This window comes from Streptomyces sp. MS19 (assembly GCF_047200595.1).
In the GTDB taxonomy this organism is placed as follows: Bacteria; Actinomycetota; Actinomycetes; order Streptomycetales; family Streptomycetaceae; genus Streptomyces.
Map to the genome: position 1 here is coordinate 170,587 of NZ_JBJZOH010000003.1, position 21,879 is coordinate 192,465.

The 21,879-nt window shown below is 75.4% G+C and carries 21 protein-coding genes; 9 read left to right on the forward strand and 12 right to left on the reverse strand.

Going from position 1 to position 21,879, the window contains the following annotated elements; genetic code table 11:
• Positions 1–44 precede the first annotated feature (44 nt).
• Both murQ and ACL02R_RS04870 read right to left on the reverse strand, forming a co-directional pair.
• A complete protein-coding gene (murQ, locus tag ACL02R_RS04865) occupies positions 45–956 on the reverse strand; it encodes an N-acetylmuramic acid 6-phosphate etherase (protein WP_412795587.1) in 912 nt (303 codons plus the stop codon).
• A gap of 86 nt (positions 957–1,042) precedes the next feature.
• Complete coding sequence (locus ACL02R_RS04870; protein ID WP_412795588.1) at positions 1,043–1,987, reverse strand: MurR/RpiR family transcriptional regulator; 945 nt, start codon at positions 1,985–1,987, stop codon at positions 1,043–1,045.
• Positions 1,988–2,091: 104 nt separating this feature from the next.
• Between ACL02R_RS04870 and ACL02R_RS04875 the strand changes: the two genes are divergently transcribed.
• The 4 genes from ACL02R_RS04875 (at position 2,092) to ACL02R_RS04890 (ending at position 4,687) form a co-directional block, all read left to right on the forward strand.
• Positions 2,092–2,466, forward strand: coding sequence for a hypothetical protein (locus tag ACL02R_RS04875; RefSeq protein WP_362961403.1), 375 nt, complete (start codon positions 2,092–2,094; stop codon positions 2,464–2,466).
• Positions 2,467–2,497: 31 nt separating this feature from the next.
• On the forward strand, positions 2,498–2,794 hold the full coding sequence (locus ACL02R_RS04880) for a DUF4031 domain-containing protein (RefSeq protein ID WP_362961405.1): 297 nt from the start codon (positions 2,498–2,500) through the stop codon (positions 2,792–2,794).
• 10 nt (positions 2,795–2,804) lie between these two features.
• Positions 2,805–3,341, forward strand: coding sequence for a hypothetical protein (locus ACL02R_RS04885; RefSeq protein WP_412795589.1), 537 nt, complete (start codon positions 2,805–2,807; stop codon positions 3,339–3,341).
• A gap of 128 nt (positions 3,342–3,469) precedes the next feature.
• Positions 3,470–4,687: a Cmx/CmrA family chloramphenicol efflux MFS transporter gene (locus ACL02R_RS04890; protein ID WP_412795707.1), complete on the forward strand. Its 1,218-nt coding sequence runs from the start codon at positions 3,470–3,472 to the stop codon at positions 4,685–4,687.
• On the opposite strand, the gene ACL02R_RS04895 is transcribed toward ACL02R_RS04890, so the two are convergent.
• The 4 genes from ACL02R_RS04895 to ACL02R_RS04910 are packed head-to-tail and all read right to left on the reverse strand — an operon-like array spanning position 4,650 to position 7,101.
• Positions 4,650–5,300 carry a metal-dependent phosphohydrolase gene (locus tag ACL02R_RS04895; RefSeq protein WP_412795590.1) on the reverse strand — a complete coding sequence of 217 codons (651 nt, stop codon included), beginning with the start codon at positions 5,298–5,300 and terminating at the stop codon, positions 4,650–4,652. The genes ACL02R_RS04890 and ACL02R_RS04895 overlap by 38 nt on opposite strands.
• A gap of 48 nt (positions 5,301–5,348) precedes the next feature.
• Positions 5,349–6,029 carry a YoaK family protein gene (locus ACL02R_RS04900; protein WP_412795591.1) on the reverse strand — a complete coding sequence of 227 codons (681 nt, stop codon included), beginning with the start codon at positions 6,027–6,029 and terminating at the stop codon, positions 5,349–5,351.
• A gap of 56 nt (positions 6,030–6,085) precedes the next feature.
• A complete protein-coding gene (locus ACL02R_RS04905) occupies positions 6,086–6,760 on the reverse strand; it encodes a permease prefix domain 1-containing protein (RefSeq protein WP_412795592.1) in 675 nt (224 codons plus the stop codon).
• Entirely contained in the window at positions 6,757–7,101 is a 345-nt protein-coding gene (locus ACL02R_RS04910) for a PadR family transcriptional regulator (RefSeq protein WP_412795593.1), read from the reverse strand. The genes ACL02R_RS04905 and ACL02R_RS04910 overlap by 4 nt, the downstream gene beginning before the upstream one ends.
• Positions 7,102–7,184: 83 nt before the next feature.
• Here ACL02R_RS04910 and ACL02R_RS04915 point away from each other — a divergent pair, with 83 nt between their 5' ends.
• The gene (locus ACL02R_RS04915) at positions 7,185–7,646 is read left to right on the forward strand and encodes a hypothetical protein (RefSeq protein ID WP_412795594.1); all 462 of its coding nucleotides are present in this window, start codon (positions 7,185–7,187) and stop codon (positions 7,644–7,646) included.
• A 648-nt stretch (positions 7,647–8,294) separates the two neighbouring features.
• Here the strand turns inward: ACL02R_RS04915 and ACL02R_RS04920 are convergent.
• A complete protein-coding gene (locus ACL02R_RS04920; protein ID WP_412795595.1) occupies positions 8,295–10,391 on the reverse strand; it encodes a HelD family protein in 2,097 nt (698 codons plus the stop codon).
• Positions 10,392–10,882: 491 nt separating this feature from the next.
• Between ACL02R_RS04920 and ACL02R_RS04925 the strand changes: the two genes are divergently transcribed.
• A complete protein-coding gene (locus tag ACL02R_RS04925; RefSeq protein WP_412795596.1) occupies positions 10,883–11,059 on the forward strand; it encodes a hypothetical protein in 177 nt (58 codons plus the stop codon).
• Between the two features lie 196 nt (positions 11,060–11,255).
• Here ACL02R_RS04925 and ACL02R_RS04930 read toward each other — a convergent pair whose 3' ends face one another.
• Together ACL02R_RS04930 and ACL02R_RS04935 are read right to left on the reverse strand one after the other, a co-directional pair.
• A complete protein-coding gene (locus tag ACL02R_RS04930) occupies positions 11,256–11,912 on the reverse strand; it encodes a response regulator (RefSeq protein ID WP_412795597.1) in 657 nt (218 codons plus the stop codon).
• Positions 11,900–13,222, reverse strand: a complete 1,323-nt coding sequence (locus tag ACL02R_RS04935) for a sensor histidine kinase (protein ID WP_412795598.1) — start codon at positions 13,220–13,222, stop codon at positions 11,900–11,902. Before ACL02R_RS04935 ends, ACL02R_RS04930 begins: the two co-directional genes overlap by 13 nt.
• Positions 13,223–13,386: 164 nt before the next feature.
• Here ACL02R_RS04935 and ACL02R_RS04940 point away from each other — a divergent pair, with 164 nt between their 5' ends.
• Together ACL02R_RS04940 and ACL02R_RS04945 are read left to right on the forward strand one after the other, a co-directional pair.
• The gene (locus ACL02R_RS04940) at positions 13,387–14,775 is read left to right on the forward strand and encodes a glycosyltransferase 87 family protein (RefSeq protein WP_412795599.1); all 1,389 of its coding nucleotides are present in this window, start codon (positions 13,387–13,389) and stop codon (positions 14,773–14,775) included.
• Positions 14,682–15,746 (forward strand): glycosyltransferase family 4 protein, encoded by a 1,065-nt coding sequence (locus tag ACL02R_RS04945; RefSeq protein WP_412795600.1) that lies wholly within the window; start codon positions 14,682–14,684, stop codon positions 15,744–15,746. Before ACL02R_RS04940 ends, ACL02R_RS04945 begins: the two co-directional genes overlap by 94 nt.
• A gap of 10 nt (positions 15,747–15,756) precedes the next feature.
• On the opposite strand, the gene ACL02R_RS04950 is transcribed toward ACL02R_RS04945, so the two are convergent.
• Complete coding sequence (locus tag ACL02R_RS04950; protein WP_412795601.1) at positions 15,757–17,430, reverse strand: DNA repair helicase XPB; 1,674 nt, start codon at positions 17,428–17,430, stop codon at positions 15,757–15,759.
• 108 nt (positions 17,431–17,538) lie between these two features.
• Between ACL02R_RS04950 and ACL02R_RS04955 the strand changes: the two genes are divergently transcribed.
• Positions 17,539–17,727 carry a recombinase family protein gene (locus ACL02R_RS04955; protein ID WP_412795602.1) on the forward strand — a complete coding sequence of 63 codons (189 nt, stop codon included), beginning with the start codon at positions 17,539–17,541 and terminating at the stop codon, positions 17,725–17,727.
• A 364-nt stretch (positions 17,728–18,091) separates the two neighbouring features.
• On the opposite strand, the gene ACL02R_RS04960 is transcribed toward ACL02R_RS04955, so the two are convergent.
• Positions 18,092–18,976 carry an aminoglycoside phosphotransferase family protein gene (locus ACL02R_RS04960; RefSeq protein ID WP_412795603.1) on the reverse strand — a complete coding sequence of 295 codons (885 nt, stop codon included), beginning with the start codon at positions 18,974–18,976 and terminating at the stop codon, positions 18,092–18,094.
• Between the two features lie 324 nt (positions 18,977–19,300).
• Positions 19,301–21,706: a helicase-associated domain-containing protein gene (locus tag ACL02R_RS04965; protein ID WP_412795604.1), complete on the reverse strand. Its 2,406-nt coding sequence runs from the start codon at positions 21,704–21,706 to the stop codon at positions 19,301–19,303.
• Positions 21,707–21,879: the final 173 nt, after the last annotated feature.

The following is a 21,879-nucleotide window of genomic DNA, read 5'->3' on the forward strand; positions in this document are numbered from 1 at the left end:
CGGGGGCGAGCCCGGCGGCGGGCGGTTCGGCCGGGGGCGGGGTGTCAGGCACCGTGGGCCTGCTCCAGGGCGGCCCGCAGGTGGCCGTGCGACGCGGTGAGGAGCCGCCCGGCGGTGGGCGCGTCCACGTGGCCGAGGATCGTCAGGATCGCGTGCTTCACCTCGCCGTCCGTGGCGGTCAGCGCGGCCTCGACCTCGGCGTCCGCCGCGCCGGTCGCCAGCTGGACGATGCGGCGCGAGCGGGCGCGCAGCTTCTCGTTGGAGGCGCGGACGTCGACCATCAGGTTCCCGTACGTCTTGCCGAGCCTGATCATGCTGATGGTCGAGATCATGTTGAGGACGAGCTTCTGGGCCGTGCCCGCCTTGAGGCGGGTGGAGCCGGCGATCAGCTCGGGGCCGACGACGACCTCGATGCCGTGCTCGGCGGCGGCCGCCAGGGGCGAGCCCGCGTTGCACGACAGGCCGATGGTGAGCGCGCCCCGGGCGCGCGCGTGCTCGACCGCGCCGACCGCGTACGGCGTGCGCCCCGAGGCGGAGATGCCCACGACGATGTCGTCCGGGGTGAGGCCGAGGCCGTCGAGGTCGGCGGCGGCCAGCGCCCGGCTGTCCTCCGCCCCCTCGACCGCCTCCGACATGGCGGCGGGGCCGCCCGCGATCAGCCCGATGACCTCACCCGGGTCGGTGTTGAAGGTCGGCGGGCACTCGCTGGCGTCGAGGACGCCGAGGCGGCCGGCCGTACCCGCCCCCAGGTACAGCAGCCGGCCGCCGCGCGCCATGCGGGCCGCCGCCGCGTCGATGGCCGCCGCGATCAGGGGGAGCTGACCGGCGACGGCGGCGGGGACGAGGGCGTCCTCGGCGTTCATCAGGCGGACGATGTCGAGTGTGCTGCGGCGGTCGATGTCGGAGAGGTCGGATCGGTGGGCTTCCGTGGTCAGCGACTCGAAGTCGGTGGACATCGGGCGGCTCTCTCTGTGCGGGAGGCGGTGGCCGTGCGGGTGCCGTTTCTGCCGTTTCTACCGTTTCTGTCGGTTCTGCCGGTTCTCTACCGTTCGCGGGGGGTGTGGCGGTGGGCGAGCGCCTCGTAGCTCGCGTGCAGCGCGGGCGCCGCCGACTCGTACGTCCGCTGCGCGACGCCGATGAACAGGCAGTCCACGACGAGCAGCTGGCTCGTCCTGCTGGACATCGCGGCGGGGCGCAGCTCGCTCTCGCGTGCCGTGGAGGTGGTGAGGACGTGGTCCGCGTAGTGCGTCACCTCGCCGTCCGGGCGGCCGGTGACGGCCACCGTGGTCGCGCCGTGGTCGAAGGCGGCCTGGAGCGGTTCGATGACGTCCACCGTGCGGCCCGAGTGGGTGATGGCGATCGCGACGTCACCCGCGCGCAGCTGCACGGCGTTGGTGACGGCGAGGTGGGGATCGGAGTGCGCGTGGGCGATGAGGCCGATGCGCAGCAGCTTCTGGGCGAGGTCCTGGGCGACGAGGGAGGAGGCGCCCGTGCCGTAGACGTCCACGCGCCGGGCGGTGGCCAGCGCGCTGACGGCCGCTTCGAGCTGCACGAGGTCGAGGGAGCCCGCCGTGTCGGTGAGGGTCTGCCGCTCGTCCTGCGTCAGCTTGGCGACGACATCGCTTAACGGGTCGTCCACGGAGATGTCGGCGGTGACGGCGGGGGCGGCGCCCGAGGCCTGCTGGGCGGCCAGTCCGGCGAGGGCGAGCCGCAGGTCGCGGTAGCCGGGGTAGCCGAGGAGGCGGGCGGTGCGGACCACGGTGGCCTCGCTGGTGCCGGTCCGTTCGGCGAGGCCGGTGACGGTGAGCGCGGCGCAGCCCGCCGGGTCGCCCGCGACCGTCTCGGCCACGCGCTGCATGGAACGGGTCATGGAGGGCGCCATCGTGCGGACCTTGGCGGCGAGCGCGGCGGGTTCGGGCGGCGCGGGGCGGGGCGGGACGGCGACGGACCGTGGTCGGCCGGCCCGGCGGGCGAAATTTTCCTTCATCGCGATCCTCACAGATGAAACATATTTTCGAACCTGACGCCCCGTCAAGGCCGCCGCTGGACACGAGTGGGTGATTTCGGCCCGACTCTGCTGCAATGGTCCGTATGGACGAGCCGACTGCGGAAGGGGCCATCCACCGGGGCAGGGCCCTGGTGCTGGCGGATCTGGCGGCGGACGGGCTGGCGGGGCCGGAGGAGGTCTCCTTGCTGGAGGCAGCAGTGTCGCATCGCCGTTGGTGGTCGGACCAGTGGCCGGAAGGCGCTGTCTTCGTGCCGGGGCTGCTCGCGCAGGACGTGCAGGACGCGCTGCTGGAGCGGCGCGGCCGCTGGCCGGTCTGCCCGCACTGCGACACCGACCCGCGCGCCGAGCCGCACATGCTCGACCTGGAACCCGAGCTGGGCGAGGACCCGCGCTGGGTCTGCGGCATCACCGGGCGCACGGTCGCCCCCCTTGGGTCGCTGGCCGAGGCGCGCGAGTGAGCGGGCGCGCGGGGGTGAACGGGGTGGCCGGATGACGGTGTACATCGACCCGCCCACCTGGCCCGGCCACGGGCGGCTGTGGTCGCATCTGGTCAGCGACGCGTCGTACGGCGAACTGCACGCCTTCGCCGCGCGCCTGGGCGCCCCGCCGCGCGCCTTCGAGCGGGACCACTACGACATCCCCGCCGACCGGTACGCCGACGCGCTGCGGCTCGGCGCCGTCCCCGCCCCGAGCCGTGAACTGGTCGCGCGCCTCACCGCCGCCGGGCTGCGCCGCCGCAAGCGCCACCGGGGAAATCCGGCGGACGGGCCGGGCGACGCTCCCTAGCATCGGTCGTATGAGCACACCGCACGACGGCATGCCCGCCGCACTGTTCCTCAACGGCACCGTGGGCGCGGGCAAGACCTCGGTGGCCGACACCGCGGGCGAGCTGCTGGCCGAGACGGGCGTCCCGCACGCCGTCCTCGACCTGGACTGGCTGTGCCGCGCCTGGCCCGCGCCGCCCGGCGACCCGTTCAACGGCGCGCTGCTGCTGCGCAACCTGCGCGACGTGACGCGCAACGCCCGCGCCGCCGGGGCCGTACGCCTCGTCCTGGCGGGCGTCATCGAGGACGCGGCGGGACGCCGCGCCGTCACCGACGCGCTCGGCGTGCCGCTGACCGTGTGCCGCCTCGCCGTCGGACTCCCAGTGATCCACGAGCGGTTGCGGGCGCGGCACCAGGGCGACGAGGACGCGCTGCGCTGGCACCTGGACCGCTCAGGCGAACTGGACGCCATCATCGCCGCGTCCGGCACCACCGACCTCACCGTCCCCTCCACCGGGCCCGTCACCGACATCGCGCGCGCCGTGCTGACGCGCGCGGGCTGGCTGTGAACGCGCGCCCACGGCGGGCGGCACGTGTCCGGAATCACCCGGTGCCGGGAATGGACGGCGGGGCGCGGGGCGTTCGGACGCGAGTGGCCGTTACCCCAGCATCCCCCGCCCCCGAGCGGACGACCCGCCTGCCCCTCGCCGTCTACGTCCTCGGTGCCGCCGTATTCGCTCTGGGGACCTCGGAGTTCATGTTGTCCGGGCTGCTGCCCGAGATGGCCGACGACCTCGACGTCTCCATACCCACCGCCGGTCTGCTGATATCCGCCTTCGCGATCGGCATGATCGTCGGCGCCCCCGTCCTCGCCGCGGCGACGCAGCGGCTCCCGCGGCGGCTGACGCTCGTCGGGCTGCTCGCCGTCTTCGCGGCCGGGCATGTCGTCGGCGCGCTGGCGCCCGGGTACGGCGTGCTGTTCGTCTGCCGCGTCGTGAGCGCGCTGGCGTGCGCCGGGTTCTGGGCGGTCGGCGCGGCCGTCGCCGTCTCGCTGGTGCCCCGCGACGCGCGGGCGCGCGCCATGGCCGTCATGATCGGCGGCCTGAGCGTCGCGAACGTCACGGGCGTCCCCGCCGGGGCCGTGCTCGGGCAGAGCCTCGGCTGGCGCTCGGCCTTCTGGGCGGTGGGCGTCCTGGCGCTGCTCGGCCTGGCCGGCGTGCTGCTCCTCGTACCCGCGACCCCGGCGGGGCCCGCCGAGGCCCGGATGCCGCTGCGGCAGGAGGCGCGCGTCTACCGCGACCCGCAGGTGTGGCTCGCCAGTGTGACGATCGCGCTGTTCGCGGCGGGCACGTTCTGCTTCTTCTCCTACCTCGCGCCGCTGCTGACCGATGTCGCCGGGCTCGACGAGGGCTGGGTGCCCGCGGTGCTGGTGCTGTACGGCGTCGGCGCGTTCGGCGGAACGGTGCTGGGCGGGCGGCTCGCCGACGCGCACATGTTCGGCACGCTGTACACGGGCCTGCTGGCGGCGTTCGGCGTGCTGGTGCTCGCCGCGCTGACGGCCGAGACGGCCGTCGCGATCGTCATCCTGTCCGGCCTGCTCGGCTTCGCCTGCTTCCTGTGCGCGCCGGGGCTCAACGCGCGGATCTTCGAGGTGGCGGGCGCCGGAGCGCCCACCCTCGCGGGCGCCACGGCCACCTCGGCGTTCAACACCGGCAACGCGCTGGGCCCCTGGGCCGGTGGCCTGGTGATCAGCGGCGGGCTCGGCTACGCCTGGACGGCGTGGGTGGGCGCGCTGATGGTGCTCGCCGCCTTCGGGGGCGCGTGGTTGCAGGCGCGGGGCGTGCGCCGGTCGGTCGTGATCGCCGCCGGGCTGCCCGTCACACGGCCAGAAGCTCCAGCTCGGCTCGCAGATTGAAGCGCGCCGCCCGCTCCCAGTGCTCGGCGGCGTACGGGGTGTGGAAGAGGGCGGGCAGCGCGAGCAGGCGGCGCAGGACGTCGGCGCGCCCCTCGCGGAACGCGTCGTCGTCCACGTACGCGTACTCCTGCCTGACCTCGGCGGCGTAGACCGCGTACCGCTCCGGTGTGCCCGCCAGGACGGCGAGGTCGGCGTCGCACAGGGCGGCGCCGTTGCGGTCGTCGGGGTCGGGGTCGTGGCCCGCGGTGAGGCGGACGAGGCGGGCGACCTCGGTGGCGCGGGGGCCGCCGCCCAGCAGCTCCTCGGCGAGGCGGGCGCTCATCTCCTCGTTGTCCGGGGAGTACGGGTCGTAGACGGCGTCGTGGAACCAGGCGGCGAGTTCGACGGCGACGGGCTCCGCCGGGTGTCCCGCCAGCTCGTCGAGGTGTCCGAGGACGGCGGCGAGGTGGGCGGTGGTGTGGTAGCGGCGGTGGGGCTCGGCCCAGCGGGCGAGGAGTTCGCGGCCGAGGCGGGCGCCCGCGGGGCCCCCGTTCCCCGGGAGGGCGGTGAAGCGCCGCAGCAGCGCGTCGTCCGGGGCGGGCTCGGGCGTGGCGGGGTCGGGTGTGGCGGCCATGGGGTCATTCTCGCGCGGCCGATGCCAATCCGTTATATGGGGGGTGCGTTATGTGGCGCGCGCGTGGTGCAGCACGGCGAGTGCGGCGGCCAGTGCGGCGCAGACCCCGGCCATGGCGATCGCGGTGTGCGCGTGGACCACGGCGAGGGCGCCAAGGGCCGCGCCGCCCAGCATCGCGACCAGGGCGCCGGTCTGGCGCGGTGCCGCGTCGCGCGCGCCGGGGGAGACGAGGGTCACCAGCGTGGACGTGATGACGACGGTGCTGAGGTCCGGCAGGCCCACGGGGCGTACGGCGGCTGCCTGGGCGCCCATCATCAGGGCCAGCAGGGCAGTGAGCAGCGCCTGCGTGGTCCCGCCGGGGGAATCGCCGAGTACGGGCCAGAGCGCCGTGAGGGCGACCGCCGCGCAGAGTTCGGCGTACAGGACGAGCAGTGCCGCGCGGGGCAGCCGGGGGGTGGTGTCCGGCGTACCGCTGTCGCGCGTTGGGCGCAGGAGCCTGGCGGTGAGGGCGGCGCCCGCCGCGAAGGCGGCGAGGGCGATGAGCGGCTGGAGCACGGGCAGCCCGTACGCGCCGACGAGGCCGAAGCCGAGCAGCACGACGTTTCCGGTCATGTTCCCGGTGAACACCCGGTCGAGCGCCAGGAAGCTGACCGCGTCGACGGCGCCAGTGGCGGCGGTCAGCAGGAGCAGCGCCCGGGGATAGGCGGCCGGGGTGGGCGTGGGAGGCACGGGCACCGAGCCTAGGCCCTGTCGGGCACATCCCTCCTGGACGGCGGCGGACGGCGCTATGTGTCAGACACCGCCTCGGCGCCCTCGGGCGGTGTGAGGCGGGCGCAACGGCGGCATGCGCGGGCCGATGACGCCAGGACCGCGTGCGAGGTGGCGGCCAGTGCGCAGGCCAGGGCGGTGAGCCGCCAGTCCGTGGCGAGTGCGGACACCAGGGCGAGGGCCAGGCAGGCGACGCCCATGGTCACGGCGGCAGCGCTGCCGGTCCAGGCGACGGCGAGGGGGAGCCGGTGCGGGACGGGCAGGGTGCGTGCCAGGGACCCCGTGACGGGCAGTGCGGCGGCGGCGAGCAGTGCCACGGACGCGGAGGCGGCCACCAGGTGGACGGCCAGTGTGCGCGGGAAGCCCGCGTCCGTACCCGTGAGCAGCCAGCACAGCAGCAGGACGGGCACGGTGAGGGCAGCCGTCCTGGCGGTGTGGCGGGTCTGGGCGAGGGTCAGTTCGCGCTGGCAGTCGGGGACCAGTTCGCCCGGGGTGCCGAACTCGCGGACGGCCGCGCGGGTGGCCGTCCCGTACGGCACGCCGTCGCGCGTACGGGCGGCGACGGCGTCGGAGAGGCCGCCGCGTATCTCCGCCACCAGGCGGGCCTTGGCGCGGGCCGGGCCGTGGAGCGCGGACGCGAGGGCCGTCGCGTAGTCGTCCACCGGGTCGCGCGGCCCGGTGGCGGCGGTCATACGGTGTCCCCCGCCGCCGGGGGCGCCGGGTTCAGGACCGAGCCGATGACGGCCGTGAACTCCCGCCACGCCGTGCGCTCGTCGGCGAGGCGGCGGCGCCCGGCGTCCGTCAGCGCGTAGCTGCGCCGCCGCCGTTCGCCCGACGACTCCCAGCTGCCGCGCAGCAGGCCCGTCCGCTCCAGCCTGCTGAGGGCGGGGTAGATCGTGCCGGTGCGCAGCTCCAGGGCGCCGCCGCTGCGGCGCTGGACGGCGGTGATGATCGCGTAGCCGTGCAGCGGGCCCGCTTCGAGGACGGCCAGCAGCACACCGTCGAGGTGGCCCCGTACCGCGTCTGCCTTCATGGGTAGGCAGCCTACACGTCGGATATCTTGGCGTGCTATGCATTGGTGGCCAACATATCCAGCGCGTCCACCGGAGCCGGGTCATGACCAAGCTGCTGCTGTCCGTCCACGTCCTCGCCGCGATCCTCGCCATCGGCCCGATCGCCGTCGCCGCGTCGCTCTTCCCGCGCTACGCGCGGCAGCCCGGGTCCGCCGGGGCCGCCGCCCTCCTGCACCGGATATGCGGCGGCTACGCGGTGGCGGCCGTCACGGTGCCGGTCTTCGGCTTCGCGACGGCCCTCCACATGGGGGTGCTCACCGATGCCTGGCTCGTCGCGTCGATCGCGCTGACCGCACTGGCCGCCGCCGTGCTCGGGCTGTCCGTCGTGCCGGGGCAGCGGCGGGTCATGGCCTCGGTGGAGTCGGTGGCCGGGGGCGGTCCGGCGGATGCGGGGGCGGGCGCGGTGAACAGCCGCCTGGCCATGTCCACCGGGCTCTTCAACCTGCTGTGGGCGGTCGTCGTGGTGCTGATGATCGTCCGCCCCGGCTCGACCACCGGGGTTTGACGCCTCCTGGCCAGGCCGTGTCGTCCGGATCATGCCTGGCGCGCGCCGCCGGTCGCCGCGCCTCGCCGCGTTTGCGACGCACGGCGTCCGGCGACGCGGACCGATCCGCCAAGATCCGGACGACACGACCCAGGCCGGGCAGAGGGTCGTCGTCACCATGTCGAGGGCCACGTCGTCGGCGTCGCCGCCCCGGTCCGTCCAGCTCACGGCGACCTGGCGCGTTCCGTCGGCGGAGTGGTACGAGGCGGTGCTGTACCGAGGGGCGCCCCCCGCGTGGCCCGCGGCCGGGCCGCAGGGGAGGCCGACCAGTTCGACGAGCACCTTCCCTCCCCGGGGCTTGCTGCCCTCTCAGGCTGGAAGGGGCTGCCGGATACGAGGCAGGAGGGCCGTAACTCCTCTCTGGAGAAGGTGAGTTGGTGGCAGAGGGTGCCCGGTTCCGCCCGCTCGCGGGGCGGTGGCGAGGCCGATTGTCAGTGGGGTCTGTCACACTCGGTGACTGAGCGGTGGCCGAGGGGGTCCCGGTCGGTGACGGGGAGGGTGAGGGCGATGGACGGTCGGGGGAAGCGGTGGCGGGCGCTGTCGCGGTGGTGCCGCCCGGTCCGGCGCGCGGCGGCGCCGGACCGGTGCGGGCGGCCGGGCGGCGTGGGCTCAGCCCAGTTCGGCGGGCAGCGGTTGGGTGTGGGTGATGGTCAGGCCCGAGACGGCACGTGTGAGGCAGACGTACAGGCGGCGCAGCCCGGTGCGGTGGTCCGGCTCACCGGCGACGACGGCCGCCGGCTCGTCCAGCACGACGTAGTCGTACTCCAGGCCCTTAGCGAGCGAGGAGGGCACCAGCGTCAGCCGCGATCCGGTGGACGTCTCGTCGCCCGGCGCGAGGAACGGCAGACCGGCCGCCGTCAGCGCCCCGGCCAGCGCGGGCAGCCGCCCGTCGGCCGCGATGAGGCCGATCGAGCCCTCGCGCTCCAGCGCCTCGCGGCACGCCGCCACCACGGCCTCGTCCCCGGCGTCCCCCGGCACGGGCCGGATCTCGAACGACCCGGCCGCGTCACGGATCGAGGTCGCCTCCTTCAGCCCCGGCGCGATCGCGGGCAGCAGCCGCGAGGCGTACGCGATGACGGCGCGCGGCACGCGGAAGCCCGTCGTCAGCTCCTCGACCTGCCCGTCCGCCTTCCCCAGGTGCGTGAGCGCGGACTCCCAGCTGTCCGTGGCCCAGGGCGTCGTCCCCTGCGCGATGTCGCCGAGGATCGTCGCCGAGCCCGTGCTGCACCGCCGCCCCACCGCGCGGTACTGCATCGGCGACAAATCCTGCGCCTCGTCCAGCACCACGTGGCCGAGCGAGCCGGTGCGCTCCACCAGGTCGTGCGCCTCGTCGATCAGCACGGCGTCGGCCGCCGACCAGCGGACGGACCGCAGGCCGCGTGGCGGGCGCTCCCACAGGATCGCGCGCTGCTCCCCGGCGTCCAGGACACCGTCCGCCTGCGCGGCGAGGAAATCCGCGTCCGACAGCAGCCGCATCACCAGCTTCGCCGGGTCCACCGGCGGCAGGACGTCCTTCACCAGCGCCTTCACGACGGGCATGCGCGCCACCGCGTTCTGCACGCGGTCGTCCGGCGCCTCGCCCGCCCGCTCCATCTGGACCAGGACGGTGTGCGCGATCCGCTGCGGGAGCGCCTCGCGCGCCGCGCCGTACCGGATGTCCCGGTCGAGGAGTTCGCGGACCAGCTCGGTCAGCTGCCCCGCGCTCACGCGCCAGCGGCGCGAGCCGCGCACCACGACGATGCCCTCCTCCGGCATCCGCACCCCGGCGCGCACGGCCCGCCGCAGTACCTCCGCCATCCGCGCGTCGCCCTTGATCCCGGCGGCCACCGCGTCGTCGGTGCCGCGCACCTCGACCCGGCCGACGAGTTCACCGACGGTGGCCTGCTTGACCTCCAGCTCGCCCAGGGTCGGCAGGACCTGCTCGATGTACCGCAGGAACGACCTGTTCGGGCCGATCACGAGCGTTCCGCTGCGTGCCAGCCGCTCCCGGTGCGCGTACAGCAGAAAGGCGACGCGGTGCAGGCCCACGGCGGTCTTCCCCGTGCCGGGCGCCCCCTGGACGCAGACGGTGCCGGAGAGCGGGGCGCGGACCAGTTCGTCCTGCTCGGGCTGGATGGTCGCGACGATGTCGCGCATCGGGCCGACGCGCGGCTTCTCGATCTCGCGCTGGAGCAGTTCGCTCGCCTGCTCGGCCTCGGCCGGGTCGGTGAGGTGCTCGTCCTCGTAGGCGGTCAGCTCGCCGCCGTCGTAGCCGAAGCGGCGGCGCAGCGCGACGTCCTGCGGGTCCTTCTTCGTCGCGCGGTAGAACGGCTGCGAGACCGGCGCGCGCCAGTCGATGACCATCGGGTCGCCGTTCCCGTCGTGGACGTGGCGGCGGCCGATGTAGAAGCGGTGCCCGTGCTCGCCGCTGCCGTCTCTTCCGTCGAGGGGGTGCTCGAAGTCGAGGCGGCCGAAGAAGAGGGGGGTCCCGGACAGGTCGGCCAGCGCCTTGATGCGCTGCTCGATCTCGGCCGCGAGGACCTCGGCGTTGACCCAGTTCGCGGCGACGTCGGAAATGTCGAGGGCCTCGGTCTCCGCGCGCATGGCGCGCAGGGCCGCCCGCGAGGCGGCGAGATGGGCCTGTTCGGTGGCGAGCGGCGAGGCGGCGCCGTCGTCCGGGCCGCCCGGGGACGTGGCGGGTGTGGGGGGTGGGGCGGGAGAGGACATGGCGGTGCCTCCGGCGGATGGATCAGGGCGGGTACGTCCGTGGGAGCGGACTCGCCGGCCGGTTTCCGTCCGGCCGACTCCTGCCGGGCGGTGGCGCCGCAGGAGGGGAAGCACGGGAGCTTAGGGCGGGGGCTTCCCCGGGCGCAAATCATTTGTCCCCCGCGGGGCAGGGCGCCGCCCGCACCGACGGGCGGCCGGCCCACCGGTCCACGTGGCCATGGGGACAACCCCCTAGGGTCTGTCCGGCGGATCTTGCCTGTCTCACGACGCCGGCTACGGCACCTCGCTGCGTTGCCGAATCGCGCGAATACGGCCGGGTATGAGCTGCGATCCGGCGCCTTGCGATGCACCGCATCCGACGCCGTGAGCCGCGACAAGATCCGCCGGACAGACCCTAGGGGGCTGGCCCGTGGGACCCCCGAAAGGTTCGGGGGCGTGCTCGGCCCCGCGGGCGATGCCCGCTGACCAGGGCGGACGGCAGTCTGGACGGCATGAGCAGCATCACCGCACACGCCACCACGACCACCGGCCGGATCGCCGTCAGGCGGACCCGGCACCTGCTGGGCGGCGCCCTGCGTGCCGCCCGCGTGCTGGCCGGGACGGCCGTCGAGGTCGCCGTACTCGGCCGTGTCGACGAGGAGCCCGGCCTGGTCCGCCACCGCCGCTGAACGGATCAGGCCCTGGTACGCCCTTCCGGCCGCCGGCGGAACCCCGCCGGACGCGGGGCGTCCTGCCCGGCCCTGTCGTCAGCCCGTCGCGGCGGACCCCCGGTCCGGGGCGACCAGTCCGGGCGTCGCGGGCAACGCGCCCTGCCCGGCGTCCGCGAGGCGATGTGCCGGGGGCGGCGGCCGGGGGGTGTCCGCGTCAGTCCGGTCCGCCGCGCAGGTGGGCGAGGACGGCGAGGACGCGGCGATTGCCCTCGGCCGGGTCGAGGTCGAGCTTCATGAAGATGTTCCCGGCGTGCTTCACCACGGAGGCCTCGGTCACGTGGAGCCGGTGCGCGATGCCCTGGTTGGTGAACCCCTCGGCCATCAGCCCCAGGACCTCGCGCTCCCGCGGCGTGAGGCGGTCGAGCGGCGTCGCGGCCGTCCGCCGGCCGAGCAGCACCCGGACGACCTCCGGGTCGATCACCGTCCGCCCCTCCGCGACCCTCCGCAGCGCGTCGAGGAACTCGCCCACCTCGCCCACCCGGTCCTTGAGCAGGTAGCCGAGCCCGGCCTGCCCGCCGCCGGTGAGCAGCTGGGTCGCGTACGCCGTCGCGACGTACTGGGACAGCACGAGGACCGGCAGCGGGTCGTACCTGGCGCGCAGGTCGAGAGCCGCCCTGAGCCCTTCGTCGCGGAAGTCCGGCGGCATGCGCACGTCCGTGATGACCACGTCGGGCCGGTGCGCCTCCACGGCCTCGGCCAGCGCCGTCGCGTCCCCGACGGCGGCGGCCACCTCGTGGCCGCCGCGGGTCAGGATCTCCGTCAGCCCGGCGCGCAGCAGTACGGCGTCCTCGGCGATGACTACGCGGAGCACGGCACCTCCATCCGCAGCCGCGTCGGGCCGCCGGCCGGGCTCTCGACGACCAGCCGCCCGTCCAGGACGGCCAGCCGGTCCGCCAGCCCGGACAGGCCCGTGCCCCGCGCCGGATCGACCCCGCCGCGGCCGTCGTCCTCGACCAGCAGGACGAGCCGGCCGCCCTCGAACCGCCCCGTCACCCCGACGTGCGAGGCGCCGCTGTGCCGCGCCGCGTTGGCCAGCCCTTCGAGCACCGCGAAGTACGCGGTCGTCTCCACGGGCGCGGGCAGGCGACGCGGCAGGCGGATGTCCACCGCGACGGGGACGGGTGTGCGCAGCGCCACCTCCGCCACGGCGGCGGCCAGCCCGTGGTCCGTCAGTACCTGCGGGTGGATGCCGCGCACGAGGTCACGCAGCTGCTCCAGGGCGCGTCCGGCCTCCTCGCGGCCCCGGGCGACCAGGGCGGCTGCCTCGGGATCGCTGCCGCGCAGCTCGACCTCGGCCAGGCCCAGAGTCATGGTGAGGGCGACGAGCTGCTGCTGCGCGCCGTCGTGCAGGTCGCGTTCGATGCGGCGGCGTTCGGCGGCGAAGGCGTCGGCGAGTCGGGCGCGTGAACGGGTCAGTTCGATGGCGTGTTCCCGCATCCGGTCCTCGCGCGGGGACAGCAGGAACCAGGCGGTGCGTACCTGCGCCAGGGTCAGCCAGCCCGCCGCGTAGGCGGACAGGACCAGACCGGCCACCCCCGTGACGCTGAACGGCACGGCGGCGAGGGGGCCGGGCACGGCGTGCCCCGGGATCAGCATCACCGACTCCGGGGCGAGTGACCACACGATCAAGGGGCTCACGACGTACGCGCAGGACAGGGCGAGCAGTGCGAGCACGACGAGCCCCGCCCCGGCGAAGACGACGCCGAGCAGGATCAGGTAGTCGAACTCGCGCCACGTGGCACGCTCGGTCCAGCGGTGGCGCAGCCGCCGCCACGCCCCGGCGCGTGGCGGGGGCCGGTGCGGGCTGGTGAGGGTGGTGGGCTCGACCAGGCGCAGTCTGCGCCGTTCCACGGCGGCGACGGGTATGCCCAGCAGCGCCGTGCACGCCAGCAGCAGCAGGCCCACGCCGACCACGGCCAGCACGCCCCCGGTGAACGCCAGCACGACCAGCGTGAGCAGGGACGCCACGCCCAGCAGCGCGCCGCCCGCCAGGTGGGCCCAGCAGCGCAGCGGCCAGGAGGAGAGCAGGAAGCGGACCGGTGGCCGGGCGAGTGCCGCGCGGACGGCGAACGCCGGCACGCCCGTGCCGTCCGGGACGGCGGGTGCCTCCGTGGCGGACATGCTGTGTGCCTCTCCCTGCTCGGCTTGCGGTGCCTCTCCGTGTTCGCCGGAGGACATGCCGACCCTAGTCGGCGCGCCCCCGCCTGTCGGTAGGGGAAACCCGACCAGGGGGTCTCGACCTGCCTGTCATGACCTCGCGCCCGTTCCCGGGTTCGCTGGTGGACGTGCCGAAACACCACGTGGAAACGCCCTCGCGCCGGGTCCGTCCGCTCCTCGGGCGGCGCGGCCTGTGGGTCGCCGGATGGCTGGCCGCCGCCTGCTGGGCGGCCGCCACCGCCGCCGTCTCCACCCTCCCGCCGCACCGCGCCTGGGGCATGAGCGCCACGCTCGGTTACGGGGTCGCGGCGCTCGCCGCCTGCTTCCTGCCCCGGCCCCGTGCCCGCGCGTTCTCCGTCGCGGCGGCGGTGACGGGCGCCGTGGCCGTACCGTTCGCCGTCCTCGCGCTGACCGGCGGTGCGCAGAGCGAGGTGGCCGTGATCGAACGGTCCGCCGCGCTGCTGCTGCACCACGGCACGCCGTATCTGGCCGACGCCCAGGCGGTGACGGACTACAACCCGTACCTCCCCGCCATGGCCGTCTTCGGCATACCCGCCGCGCTGCTCGACGACGGTACGGCCCCGGCCCGCCTCCTCGGTGACGCCCGGCTCTGGTGCGCCCTCGCCCTGCTGGCCTGTCTGGCCGTCCGTGCCGCTCCCAGAACCGTCCCCACTGCCCACGCCGCCCCCACTGCCTCTACTGCCCGCACTGCCCGTACTGCCTTCGCCGTCCTGGTGGCCTCGCCGCTGGTCGCGCTCCCCCTGTGCGTCAGCGGTGTGGACCTTCCGCTGGCTGGGCTGTGCTGGCTCGGCCTCGCCCTCGTCGCGCGTGGCCGCCCCGGCCCCGCCGGGCTCGCCCTGGCCTGCGCCTGCGCGCTCAAGTGGACCGCCCTGCCCGCCGTCGCGGTGGCCGCCGCACTGGCCACCGCGACGGCGGACCGCCGGGCCGCCCTGCGCTGCGCCGCCGTCTGGCTGGCCGGAACCCTGGCCGCGATCCTCCCGTCCGCCCTGCTGTCCCCCGGGGCCATGGCCGAACAGGTCCTCGCCTTCCCCCTCGGCCTCGCCGACGTGCCGACCCCGGCCGCCAGCCCGCTGCCGGGCCGCCTGCTCGCCGACCTCGGCACGGCGGGCCGGTGGACGGCCGTCCTGCTGCTTGCCTGCGGCGGCACGGTGGTCGCCGCCTCCCTCGTCACCCACCCACCGCGCGACGCCCTGGCCGCCGCCGACCGCCTCGCTGCCGGGCTGTGTCTGGCGTTCCTCCTCGCCCCCGCCGGGCGGTTCGGCTACTTCGCGCTGCCGCTGCTGCTCGTCGCGCAGGCCCGCATCGCCCGCCCTTCCGAAAGGCCAGCCCCGTGCGTTCCACCCTCATCGTCACCAACGACTTCCCCCCACGGCAGGGCGGCATCGAGACGTTCGTCCACGCCATGGCGACACGCCTCCCCGCGGACGACGTCGTCGTCCTCACCTCGGCCGAGCCGGGCGCCGCGGCGTTCGACGCCACCCTCCCGTTCCCGGTGATACGCGTCCCCTCCCGCACGCTGCTGCCCACCCGCCGCGTCACCGCGCGCGCCCTGCGGGTGATGCGCGACCACGGCTGCGACCGCGTGTGGTTCGGCGCGGCAGCACCCCTCGCCGCGATGGCGCCCGCCCTGCGCCGCGCCGGGGCCCGGCGGATCGTCGCGACCACGCACGGGCACGAGATCTGGTGGGCCAGGATTCCCGGGGCGCGCGCCCTGCTGCGCCGGGTGGGCGACAGCGTGGACGTCGTGACATACCTCGGCGCGTACACCCGCGACCGGATCGCCCCCGCCCTCGGCCCCCGCGCCCGCCTGAGCCGCCTGGTGCCCGGCGTGGACGCGGACGCGTTCCGGCCGGGACCCGCGGCGGCCGCGGCCGGGCACGCCTTCCGCACGCGCCACGGGCTGCACGGCCGCAGGATCGTCCTGTGCGTCGCCCGCCTCGTCCCGCGCAAGGGGCAGGACACGCTGGTCCGGGCCCTGCCGCTGATACGCCGCGCCGTGCCCGACGCGGCGCTCGTCCTCGTCGGCACCGGGCCGTACGAACGGCGGCTGCGGCGGCTCGCGGACACGTACGGCGGCGGCGCGGTCGTCCTCGCCGGCGGCCTCCGGCACACGGAGACGCCCGCCGCGTACGCCGCCGCCGACGTCTTCGCCATGCCGTGCCGCACACGCAGGGCCGGTCTTGAGGCGGAGGGGCTCGGCATCGTCTACCTGGAGGCGGCGGCGGGCGGTCTGCCCGTCGTCGCGGGCGACTCCGGCGGGGCACCGGACGCCGTGCTCGACGGCCGCACCGGCACCGTCGTGGACGGCCGGGACACCGGGGCCGTGGCCGACGCGGTCGTACGGCTGCTCGTCGCACCCGGCGCGAAGGCCATGGGCGAGGCGGGGCGGCGCTGGGTCGCCCGCGAGTGGACCTGGGACGCATCCGCGCGCCACCTCGCGCGCCTCCTCACGCCCCCGGCGCACTGAGCGCCGCGCGTCACACGCCGTCGCGCCGGCCCTCCTCGTCCACCTCGCCGCGGGTCCCGATCTCGGAGGCGTCCATGATCCGGTACGCGTACCCCTGCTCGGCGAGGAAGCGCTGCCGGTGCGCGGCGAAGTCCTGGTCGATGGTGTCCCGCGCGACCACCGAGTAGAAACGCGCCTCGTGCCCGTCCGCCTTCGGCCGCAGCACCCGGCCGAGCCGCTGCGCCTCCTCCTGCCGCGACCCGAACGTGCCCGACACCTGGATGGCGACCGTCGCCTCGGGCAGGTCGATGGAGAAGTTCGCGACCTTCGAGACGACCAGCACGTTCACCTCCCCGGAGCGGAACGCGTCGAACAGCTTCTCGCGCTGCGCGTTCGTCGTCTCGCCCTTGATGACCGGGACGCCCAGCCGCTCGCCCAGCTCGTCCAGCTGGTCGATGTACTGGCCGATGACGAGCGTCTGCTGGCCCGCGTGCCGCGCCACCAGGGCCTCGGTGATGCGGCGCTTGGCGTCCGTCGTGGCGCAGAAGCGGTAGCGGTCCTCGGGCTCGGCCATGGCGTACGCGAGCCGCTCCGACTCGGTGAGGTCCACACGGACCTCGACGCAGTCGGCGGGCGCGATGTACCCCTGCGCCTCGATCTCCTTCCACGGCGCGTCGAATCGTTTCGGCCCGATGAGGGAGAAGACGTCCGACTCGCGCCCGTCCTCGCGCACCAGCGTCGCCGTCAGGCCGAGCCGCCGCCGCGCCTGGAGGTCGGCGGTGAACTTGAAGACGGGCGCGGGCAGCAGGTGGACCTCGTCGTAGACGATCAGCCCCCAGTCGCGCGAGTCGAACAGCTCCAGGTGCGGGTAGACGCCCTTCCGCTTCGTCGTGAGGACCTGGTACGTCGCGATGGTGACCGGGCGGATCTCCTTGCGCGTGCCGCTGTACTCGCCGATCTCGTCCTCGGTCAGCGACGTGCGCTTCACCAGCTCGGACTTCCACTGCCTGGCGGAGACGGTGTTGGTGACGAGGATCAGCGTTGTGGACCGCGCCTGCGCCATCGCGCCCGCGCCCACCAGCGTCTTCCCCGCGCCGCACGGCAGCACGACGACGCCCGACCCGCCGTGCCAGAAACCGTCCACGGCCTGCCGCTGGTACGGGCGCAGCGCCCAGCCGTCCTCGTTGAGGTCTATGGGGTGCGCCTCGCCGTCCACGTACCCGGCGAGGTCCTCGGCGGGCCAGCCGAGCCGCAGCAGCGACTGCTTGATCTGGCCGCGCTCGGAGGGGTGCACGACGACGGTGTCCGCGTCCACGCGTGCGCCGACCAGCGGCTGGATGCGCTTGCTGCGCAGCACCTCCTCCAGCACGGGCCGGTCGGTGGTCTGGAGGACGAGGCCGTGCGCGGGGTGTTTGACGAGGGACAGGCGGCCGTAGCGCGCCATCGTCTCGGCGACGTCCACCAGCAGCGCCTGCGGCACGGGGTAGCGCGAGTACGTGACGAGGGCGTCCACGACCTGCTCGGCGTCGTGCCCGGCGGCGCGCGCGTTCCACAGCCCGAGGGGGGTGACGCGGTAGGTGTGGATGTGCTCGGGCGCCCGCTCCAGCTCGGCGAACGGCGCGATGGCACGGCGGCACTCCTCGGCACGCTCGTGATCGACTTCGAGCAGCAGGGTCTTGTCGCTCTGGACGATCAGGCAGGACACGCATACCTCCGGAGATAAGGTCGTCTCATGACAGAACCAACGCCTGTCACAGCACGGGCTATGCCCCGTGCCCGACGCCGGAAGGGCGTCCCGGCCAGCGCGCCGGGGATGCGCGCCGCTGTCTATGTTCGCCTATCGCGCGAAACCGACGAGACGACTTCGCCAGAACGCCGGCGCGCGGCCTGTGAAGCATGGTGCGAGGCACGCGGCTGGGAGGTCGTGGCCGCCGAGGAGGACATCGACGTCTCAGGCTTCTCGCGCGGGCTCGACCGGCCGGGACTGCAACGCATTCTTTGACCAGGCTCGCCGAGCTGGACGTGATCGTGTTCTTCACAATCGACCGGCTTGCGCGCTCGACGGTCGACTTCGCGGAGATCATGCGACTCGCGGAGCACCTCGGACAGTGCCTTCCTGAGCGTGGGGACGGACTCTGCCAGGTCCCATGAGGGGGAACTGAGGCGGAAGCCGCCGAGGGCGTGTGCGTTGGCGAGGCGGAACGAGAGGCGAGTACGCGGCTGGGGTTCATAGCGGGGTGCGGCTGTCAGCAGGCCGGCCTTGATGGATTCCACGATGAGCGGCCCGTTCCCGCGCTTCTCCTCCGGGGTGGTGCGATGGCTGCGGGGAATGGGTGAAAGAACCAGTGTCGCACCCGGCGGGAGGGTCAGCGGAGAGCTGCGTAGATGCCGGTCAGCTCGGGGGAGGGGCCGCCGTCGCCAGCCTCGACGGACCACAGGGCGTTCTGGAGTACGCGGCCGAGCGTCCAGGCGCGGGCGCGGGCGCGGTCCGCGTCGAGCAGGCCGGTCATCAGGTCGAAGCGGGCGCGGGTGCCGTCCGGGGTGTAGCGGTTGTAGAGGGCGGGCGCGATGTCGAAGCAGGGGTCGCCGATGAGGGGTTTGGGGTCGATCGCGAGCCAGGGTGCGCGGTGGGAGTCGGGCAGTGGGGCGAGGACGTTGTCGTAGTGCAGGTCCCAGTGCAGCAGTCGGTCCCCAGGCTCGCCGGTCACTTCGCGTACGGCTGCCGCGCAGTCCTTGAGCAGGGGGCGGCAGGCGGGGTCGGCCTTGGGCAGGGCGTGGGGGACGCGTTCCAGCATGTCGGCCGTGATGTCGCGCAGGTGCCGCAGGCCGGGGGGTGGGGTGGCGGCGGTGAGACGGGCGAGCAGGCCGGTGAGGCGGGTGACGGCCTCGCGTTCGTCGGCGACGGCGCCGAGCGAGCGGTGGGAGAGCCGTTCCAGCAGCATCGAGCCGGTGGCGGGGTCGTGCGCGAGGAGGCGGACGGCGCCGTCGCCCGCCCAGGCGGCGAGGGCGCGGGGCTCGTCCCGGGTCTCGTCGTCGGGCGGCTGGAGCTTGAGGGCGGCGGGTGTGCCGTCCTCGGTCAGCACGGGCAGGACAAGGGCGACCATCCCGTGCAGGCCGGGCCCTGCCAGGCGCAGCCGCCAGTGCGCCAGCATGCGGTCGGCGAGGGCCGGGAGCGCGGCGGTCCAGGCACGTCCCGCGTCACCGGAGAACGCGGCGTGGTGCTCGGCCAGGCGCGCGGGGACGGTGATCACCGGGCCAGCGTAGGGGGAGGGTCGTGGACGGGGCACTCCCGCCGGCGCGCGATCTGCTCGGCGCCCTGGGCGTCGTCGGTCTCGATGTCCAGGCGGGCGCGGGGGCGTCGTCCACCGCCTGCACGGTGGTGACCAGCCCGCGCGTCGCGTCGTGGAGGGGAAGTGGACTGCGGTTCCGACGGGAAGGGCGGGCGGTGGCGCCCAGGGCCGCCGACCAGGAATCCGCCGCTGTGGCCACTGTGGCCACTGTGGCGGTTGTGGCGGTTGTGGACGTGGGGCGTCGAGAGATCACGGAGAGCGCGCGGCAACGGCGCGGCGTGAGGATCAGTCGGACAGCGGGGCCGTGCCCGTGATGCGGTGCAGGGGGTAGGTGCGCACCTCGTCGGCCGTGTGGTCGAAGGCCGTCACGAAGCCGCCCTCCACGCGGACCGGGGAGAGTACGTGCTGCGCCGCGACGCCGTCCGCGCCCACGTAGCCGATCCGCACCAGCGTCCCGCCCCCTGCGGCGGCGCGCAGGGCCGCCAGCGTCTCGGCGGCCGGGGTGCGCGGCGTGGCGCCCGCCGGGTCGGTGGCCGTGGCGGGGAGCCGGGTACCCGCCGGGCGGGCGCCTTCCCCGGCGGCGTGGTCGCCCGCGCGGATCGCCCGTACGGCCGCCGCGAGCAGCGCGTCGTCGGCGTGCGGCGGGCTGTCCGGGGCCGGTTCTGGCGCGCCGCGCGGCGGGGTGCGGCGCGGCTCGGCGGCCAGGGTGACGACCGCGCCGTCCGTGCCCTCGGCCGCCGGGGCGAAGCCCAGCTCGCGCAGGCGCAGCAGCGTCTGGTCGGGCGACATGCCCGTGACCAGGACGGTCGGCGCGATGCGGCGCAGCCGCAGGGGCTCCGTGCGCCGGTCGGCGAGCAGTTGCGCGACCACCGCCTCGTCCTCGCAGCAGACGTACCCGGACGCCGCGCCCACCCGCAGCTGGCCGTGCCGCCTGGCCACGTCGTCCACCAGGTACGACAGCGGCTGCGGCACGGGCGTGCGGGACCGTTCGGCCAGGAACGCGTGCAGTTCGGCCGCCGTCCTGCCCGCGTCGAGCGCGCGGCGCACCGAGCCCGCCGTGAAGCGGTAGACCGTCGCGCCGCCGGTGGACTCCACGTCGGCCGCCAGCGCCATCGCCTGCCGCACGTCGCGCCGCAGCGGTCCTGGGGCGACGGCGGTCAGGTCGGCCTGGAGGAGGAAGTGGTCGAGCGGTTCGGGCAGCAGCGGCGCCAGCAGGGCGGCCGCGGTGTCGAGGTCCGGGGCGTCGTCCAGCAGCGGCCTGGCGAAGGCGGCCAGCGCGCCGCGCCCGGTGACGCCGAGCCGTTCCGCCTCGGTCAGCGCGGCGCCGGTCAGCAGCGCGCGTGTGGGGGCGGGGCAGCGCCGGGGCAGTTCCCAGGCGACCCGCTCCGCGACCGCGTCGGGCGCGGGGGCCACGCCGGGACCGGCCGCGGCGAGCAGCGCGAGGACGCGGTGGCGCAGCGCGACCGCCGGGCCGCGGTCGAGCCCGGGGCCGAGCGCGGTGAGCGGGCGGCCCTTGGCGTCCCGGCCGCCGACCAGTCCTGGCACCCGCGTCCCGGCCAGCCAGGCGGCGGCGAGGAGCAGCCAGCGCCGCTCGGACGGCTCGGCGAGCCACCGGTCGTACGCGGGGGTGGGCGCGTACCGCTCGTCGGCCTCGCCGTCCGAGGCCAGGAGCCCGGCGGCGTAGGCCAGTTCGGTCCAGAACGCCGCCTCCGGCTCGGGGACGTCCAGCGCGACGGCGGTCCGCTTGAGGTCGCGCACGCCCAGGCCGCCGGCCCGCAGCACGGGTGGTCCCTCGCGCTCCCACTCGCTGCACAGTTCCTCGACGATGGTCAGCGCGGTGTAGGCGGCCCCTGCCGCGGCCGCGTCGGCCGCGTCCTGCCCTGGCGTGGCGTACGGCGCGAGCGGGGGTGGGGCGGGGGAGAGCACGCGGTGGGCGCGCCCGCCGCGCAGCTGGAGCGCGACCTCGCGGGGGAGCACGACGGTGCCGGGGGACGTGGGCATCAGCAGGCCGCGGTCCAGCAGCCAGCGCAGATGCGCGGCGGGCTGGGCGGAGACCTCCCCGTAGGGCGGCCCCCACGTGAGGCGGTCCAGTACGGCGCGTGACGCGTCGGTGGCGTCGGCGAGCAGCGCGGCGAGTCGTTCGGGGTCGGTGAACAGGGTGGTGAGCGAGGTCAGTGCGCTGACGGGGTCGTGCGTGCCGGGCAGGCCCGCGTGGTGCAGCAGCTCCTGGATGCGGCGCGGGGAGATCCCGGTGGCGGTCTCGGCGAGGGTGGGGCCGAGCCCGGTGGCGCTGGGGCGCGCGGCGGAGGGCGCGAGCAGTTCCTGCGCGGTACGTACGAGCCGCAGGCCGTCCGCTCGCCCCCACAGCACCGCGTGGGCACGGAGCGTGGCGACTGCGCCGGGGACCGCGTCCTCCCCGCCGGGCAGCAGGGCGGTGAGGGTATCGACGGGGCAGGGCTGCGGGGCGACGGCGAGTGCTTCGGCGGTCTGGAGGGTGAAGGTGTCCAGACGTTCCAGCGCGCGCAGGACCGAGGCGCGGGCGCCCGCGCGGGTGGCCAGCTGGGACAGGTCGCCGGGCAGCGGGGAGAGCAGGTCGGCGCGGGTCCGCAGCAGTCCGGCCAGCTCCGCGTCGGAGCGGGCGCGCAGCTCGTCGGCGAGGGTGCGGGGCGGAAGGGCGGACGGTGCGGTCATCCCCCCAACGCTACCTGTCCCGCCCCGTGCGCGGCACCGGCCGGAGGTCACACTCAGCGACAACTTCCGGTAAAGAACCCGGCGCACGCGGGCCCGCGCGTCCGCACGCGCTCCCTCGCCCGGTACCGCCGCGGCCGCTCCCCGGGCCGGGTGCGGCGGCCCCGGTGGCCCCG

Bases quoted from the DNA above. Each gene is read 5' to 3' on its own strand.
- murQ (WP_412795587.1), bottom strand. From the start codon at position 956: ATGTCCACCGACTTCGAGTCGCTGACCACGGAAGCCCACCGATCCGAC.
- ACL02R_RS04870 (WP_412795588.1), bottom strand. From the start codon at position 1,987: ATGAAGGAAAATTTCGCCCGCCGGGCCGGCCGACCACGGTCCGTCGCC.
- ACL02R_RS04875 (WP_362961403.1), top strand. From the start codon at position 2,092: ATGGACGAGCCGACTGCGGAAGGGGCCATCCACCGGGGCAGGGCCCTG.
- ACL02R_RS04880 (WP_362961405.1), top strand. From the start codon at position 2,498: ATGACGGTGTACATCGACCCGCCCACCTGGCCCGGCCACGGGCGGCTG.
- ACL02R_RS04885 (WP_412795589.1), top strand. From the start codon at position 2,805: ATGAGCACACCGCACGACGGCATGCCCGCCGCACTGTTCCTCAACGGC.
- ACL02R_RS04895 (WP_412795590.1), bottom strand. From the start codon at position 5,300: ATGGCCGCCACACCCGACCCCGCCACGCCCGAGCCCGCCCCGGACGAC.
- ACL02R_RS04905 (WP_412795592.1), bottom strand. From the start codon at position 6,760: ATGACCGCCGCCACCGGGCCGCGCGACCCGGTGGACGACTACGCGACG.
- ACL02R_RS04910 (WP_412795593.1), bottom strand. From the start codon at position 7,101: ATGAAGGCAGACGCGGTACGGGGCCACCTCGACGGTGTGCTGCTGGCC.
- ACL02R_RS04915 (WP_412795594.1), top strand. From the start codon at position 7,185: ATGACCAAGCTGCTGCTGTCCGTCCACGTCCTCGCCGCGATCCTCGCC.
- ACL02R_RS04920 (WP_412795595.1), bottom strand. From the start codon at position 10,391: ATGTCCTCTCCCGCCCCACCCCCCACACCCGCCACGTCCCCGGGCGGC.
- ACL02R_RS04925 (WP_412795596.1), top strand. From the start codon at position 10,883: ATGAGCAGCATCACCGCACACGCCACCACGACCACCGGCCGGATCGCC.
- ACL02R_RS04935 (WP_412795598.1), bottom strand. From the start codon at position 13,222: ATGTCCGCCACGGAGGCACCCGCCGTCCCGGACGGCACGGGCGTGCCG.
- ACL02R_RS04945 (WP_412795600.1), top strand. From the start codon at position 14,682: ATGGCGACACGCCTCCCCGCGGACGACGTCGTCGTCCTCACCTCGGCC.
- ACL02R_RS04955 (WP_412795602.1), top strand. From the start codon at position 17,539: ATGCGCGCCGCTGTCTATGTTCGCCTATCGCGCGAAACCGACGAGACG.
- ACL02R_RS04965 (WP_412795604.1), bottom strand. From the start codon at position 21,706: ATGACCGCACCGTCCGCCCTTCCGCCCCGCACCCTCGCCGACGAGCTG.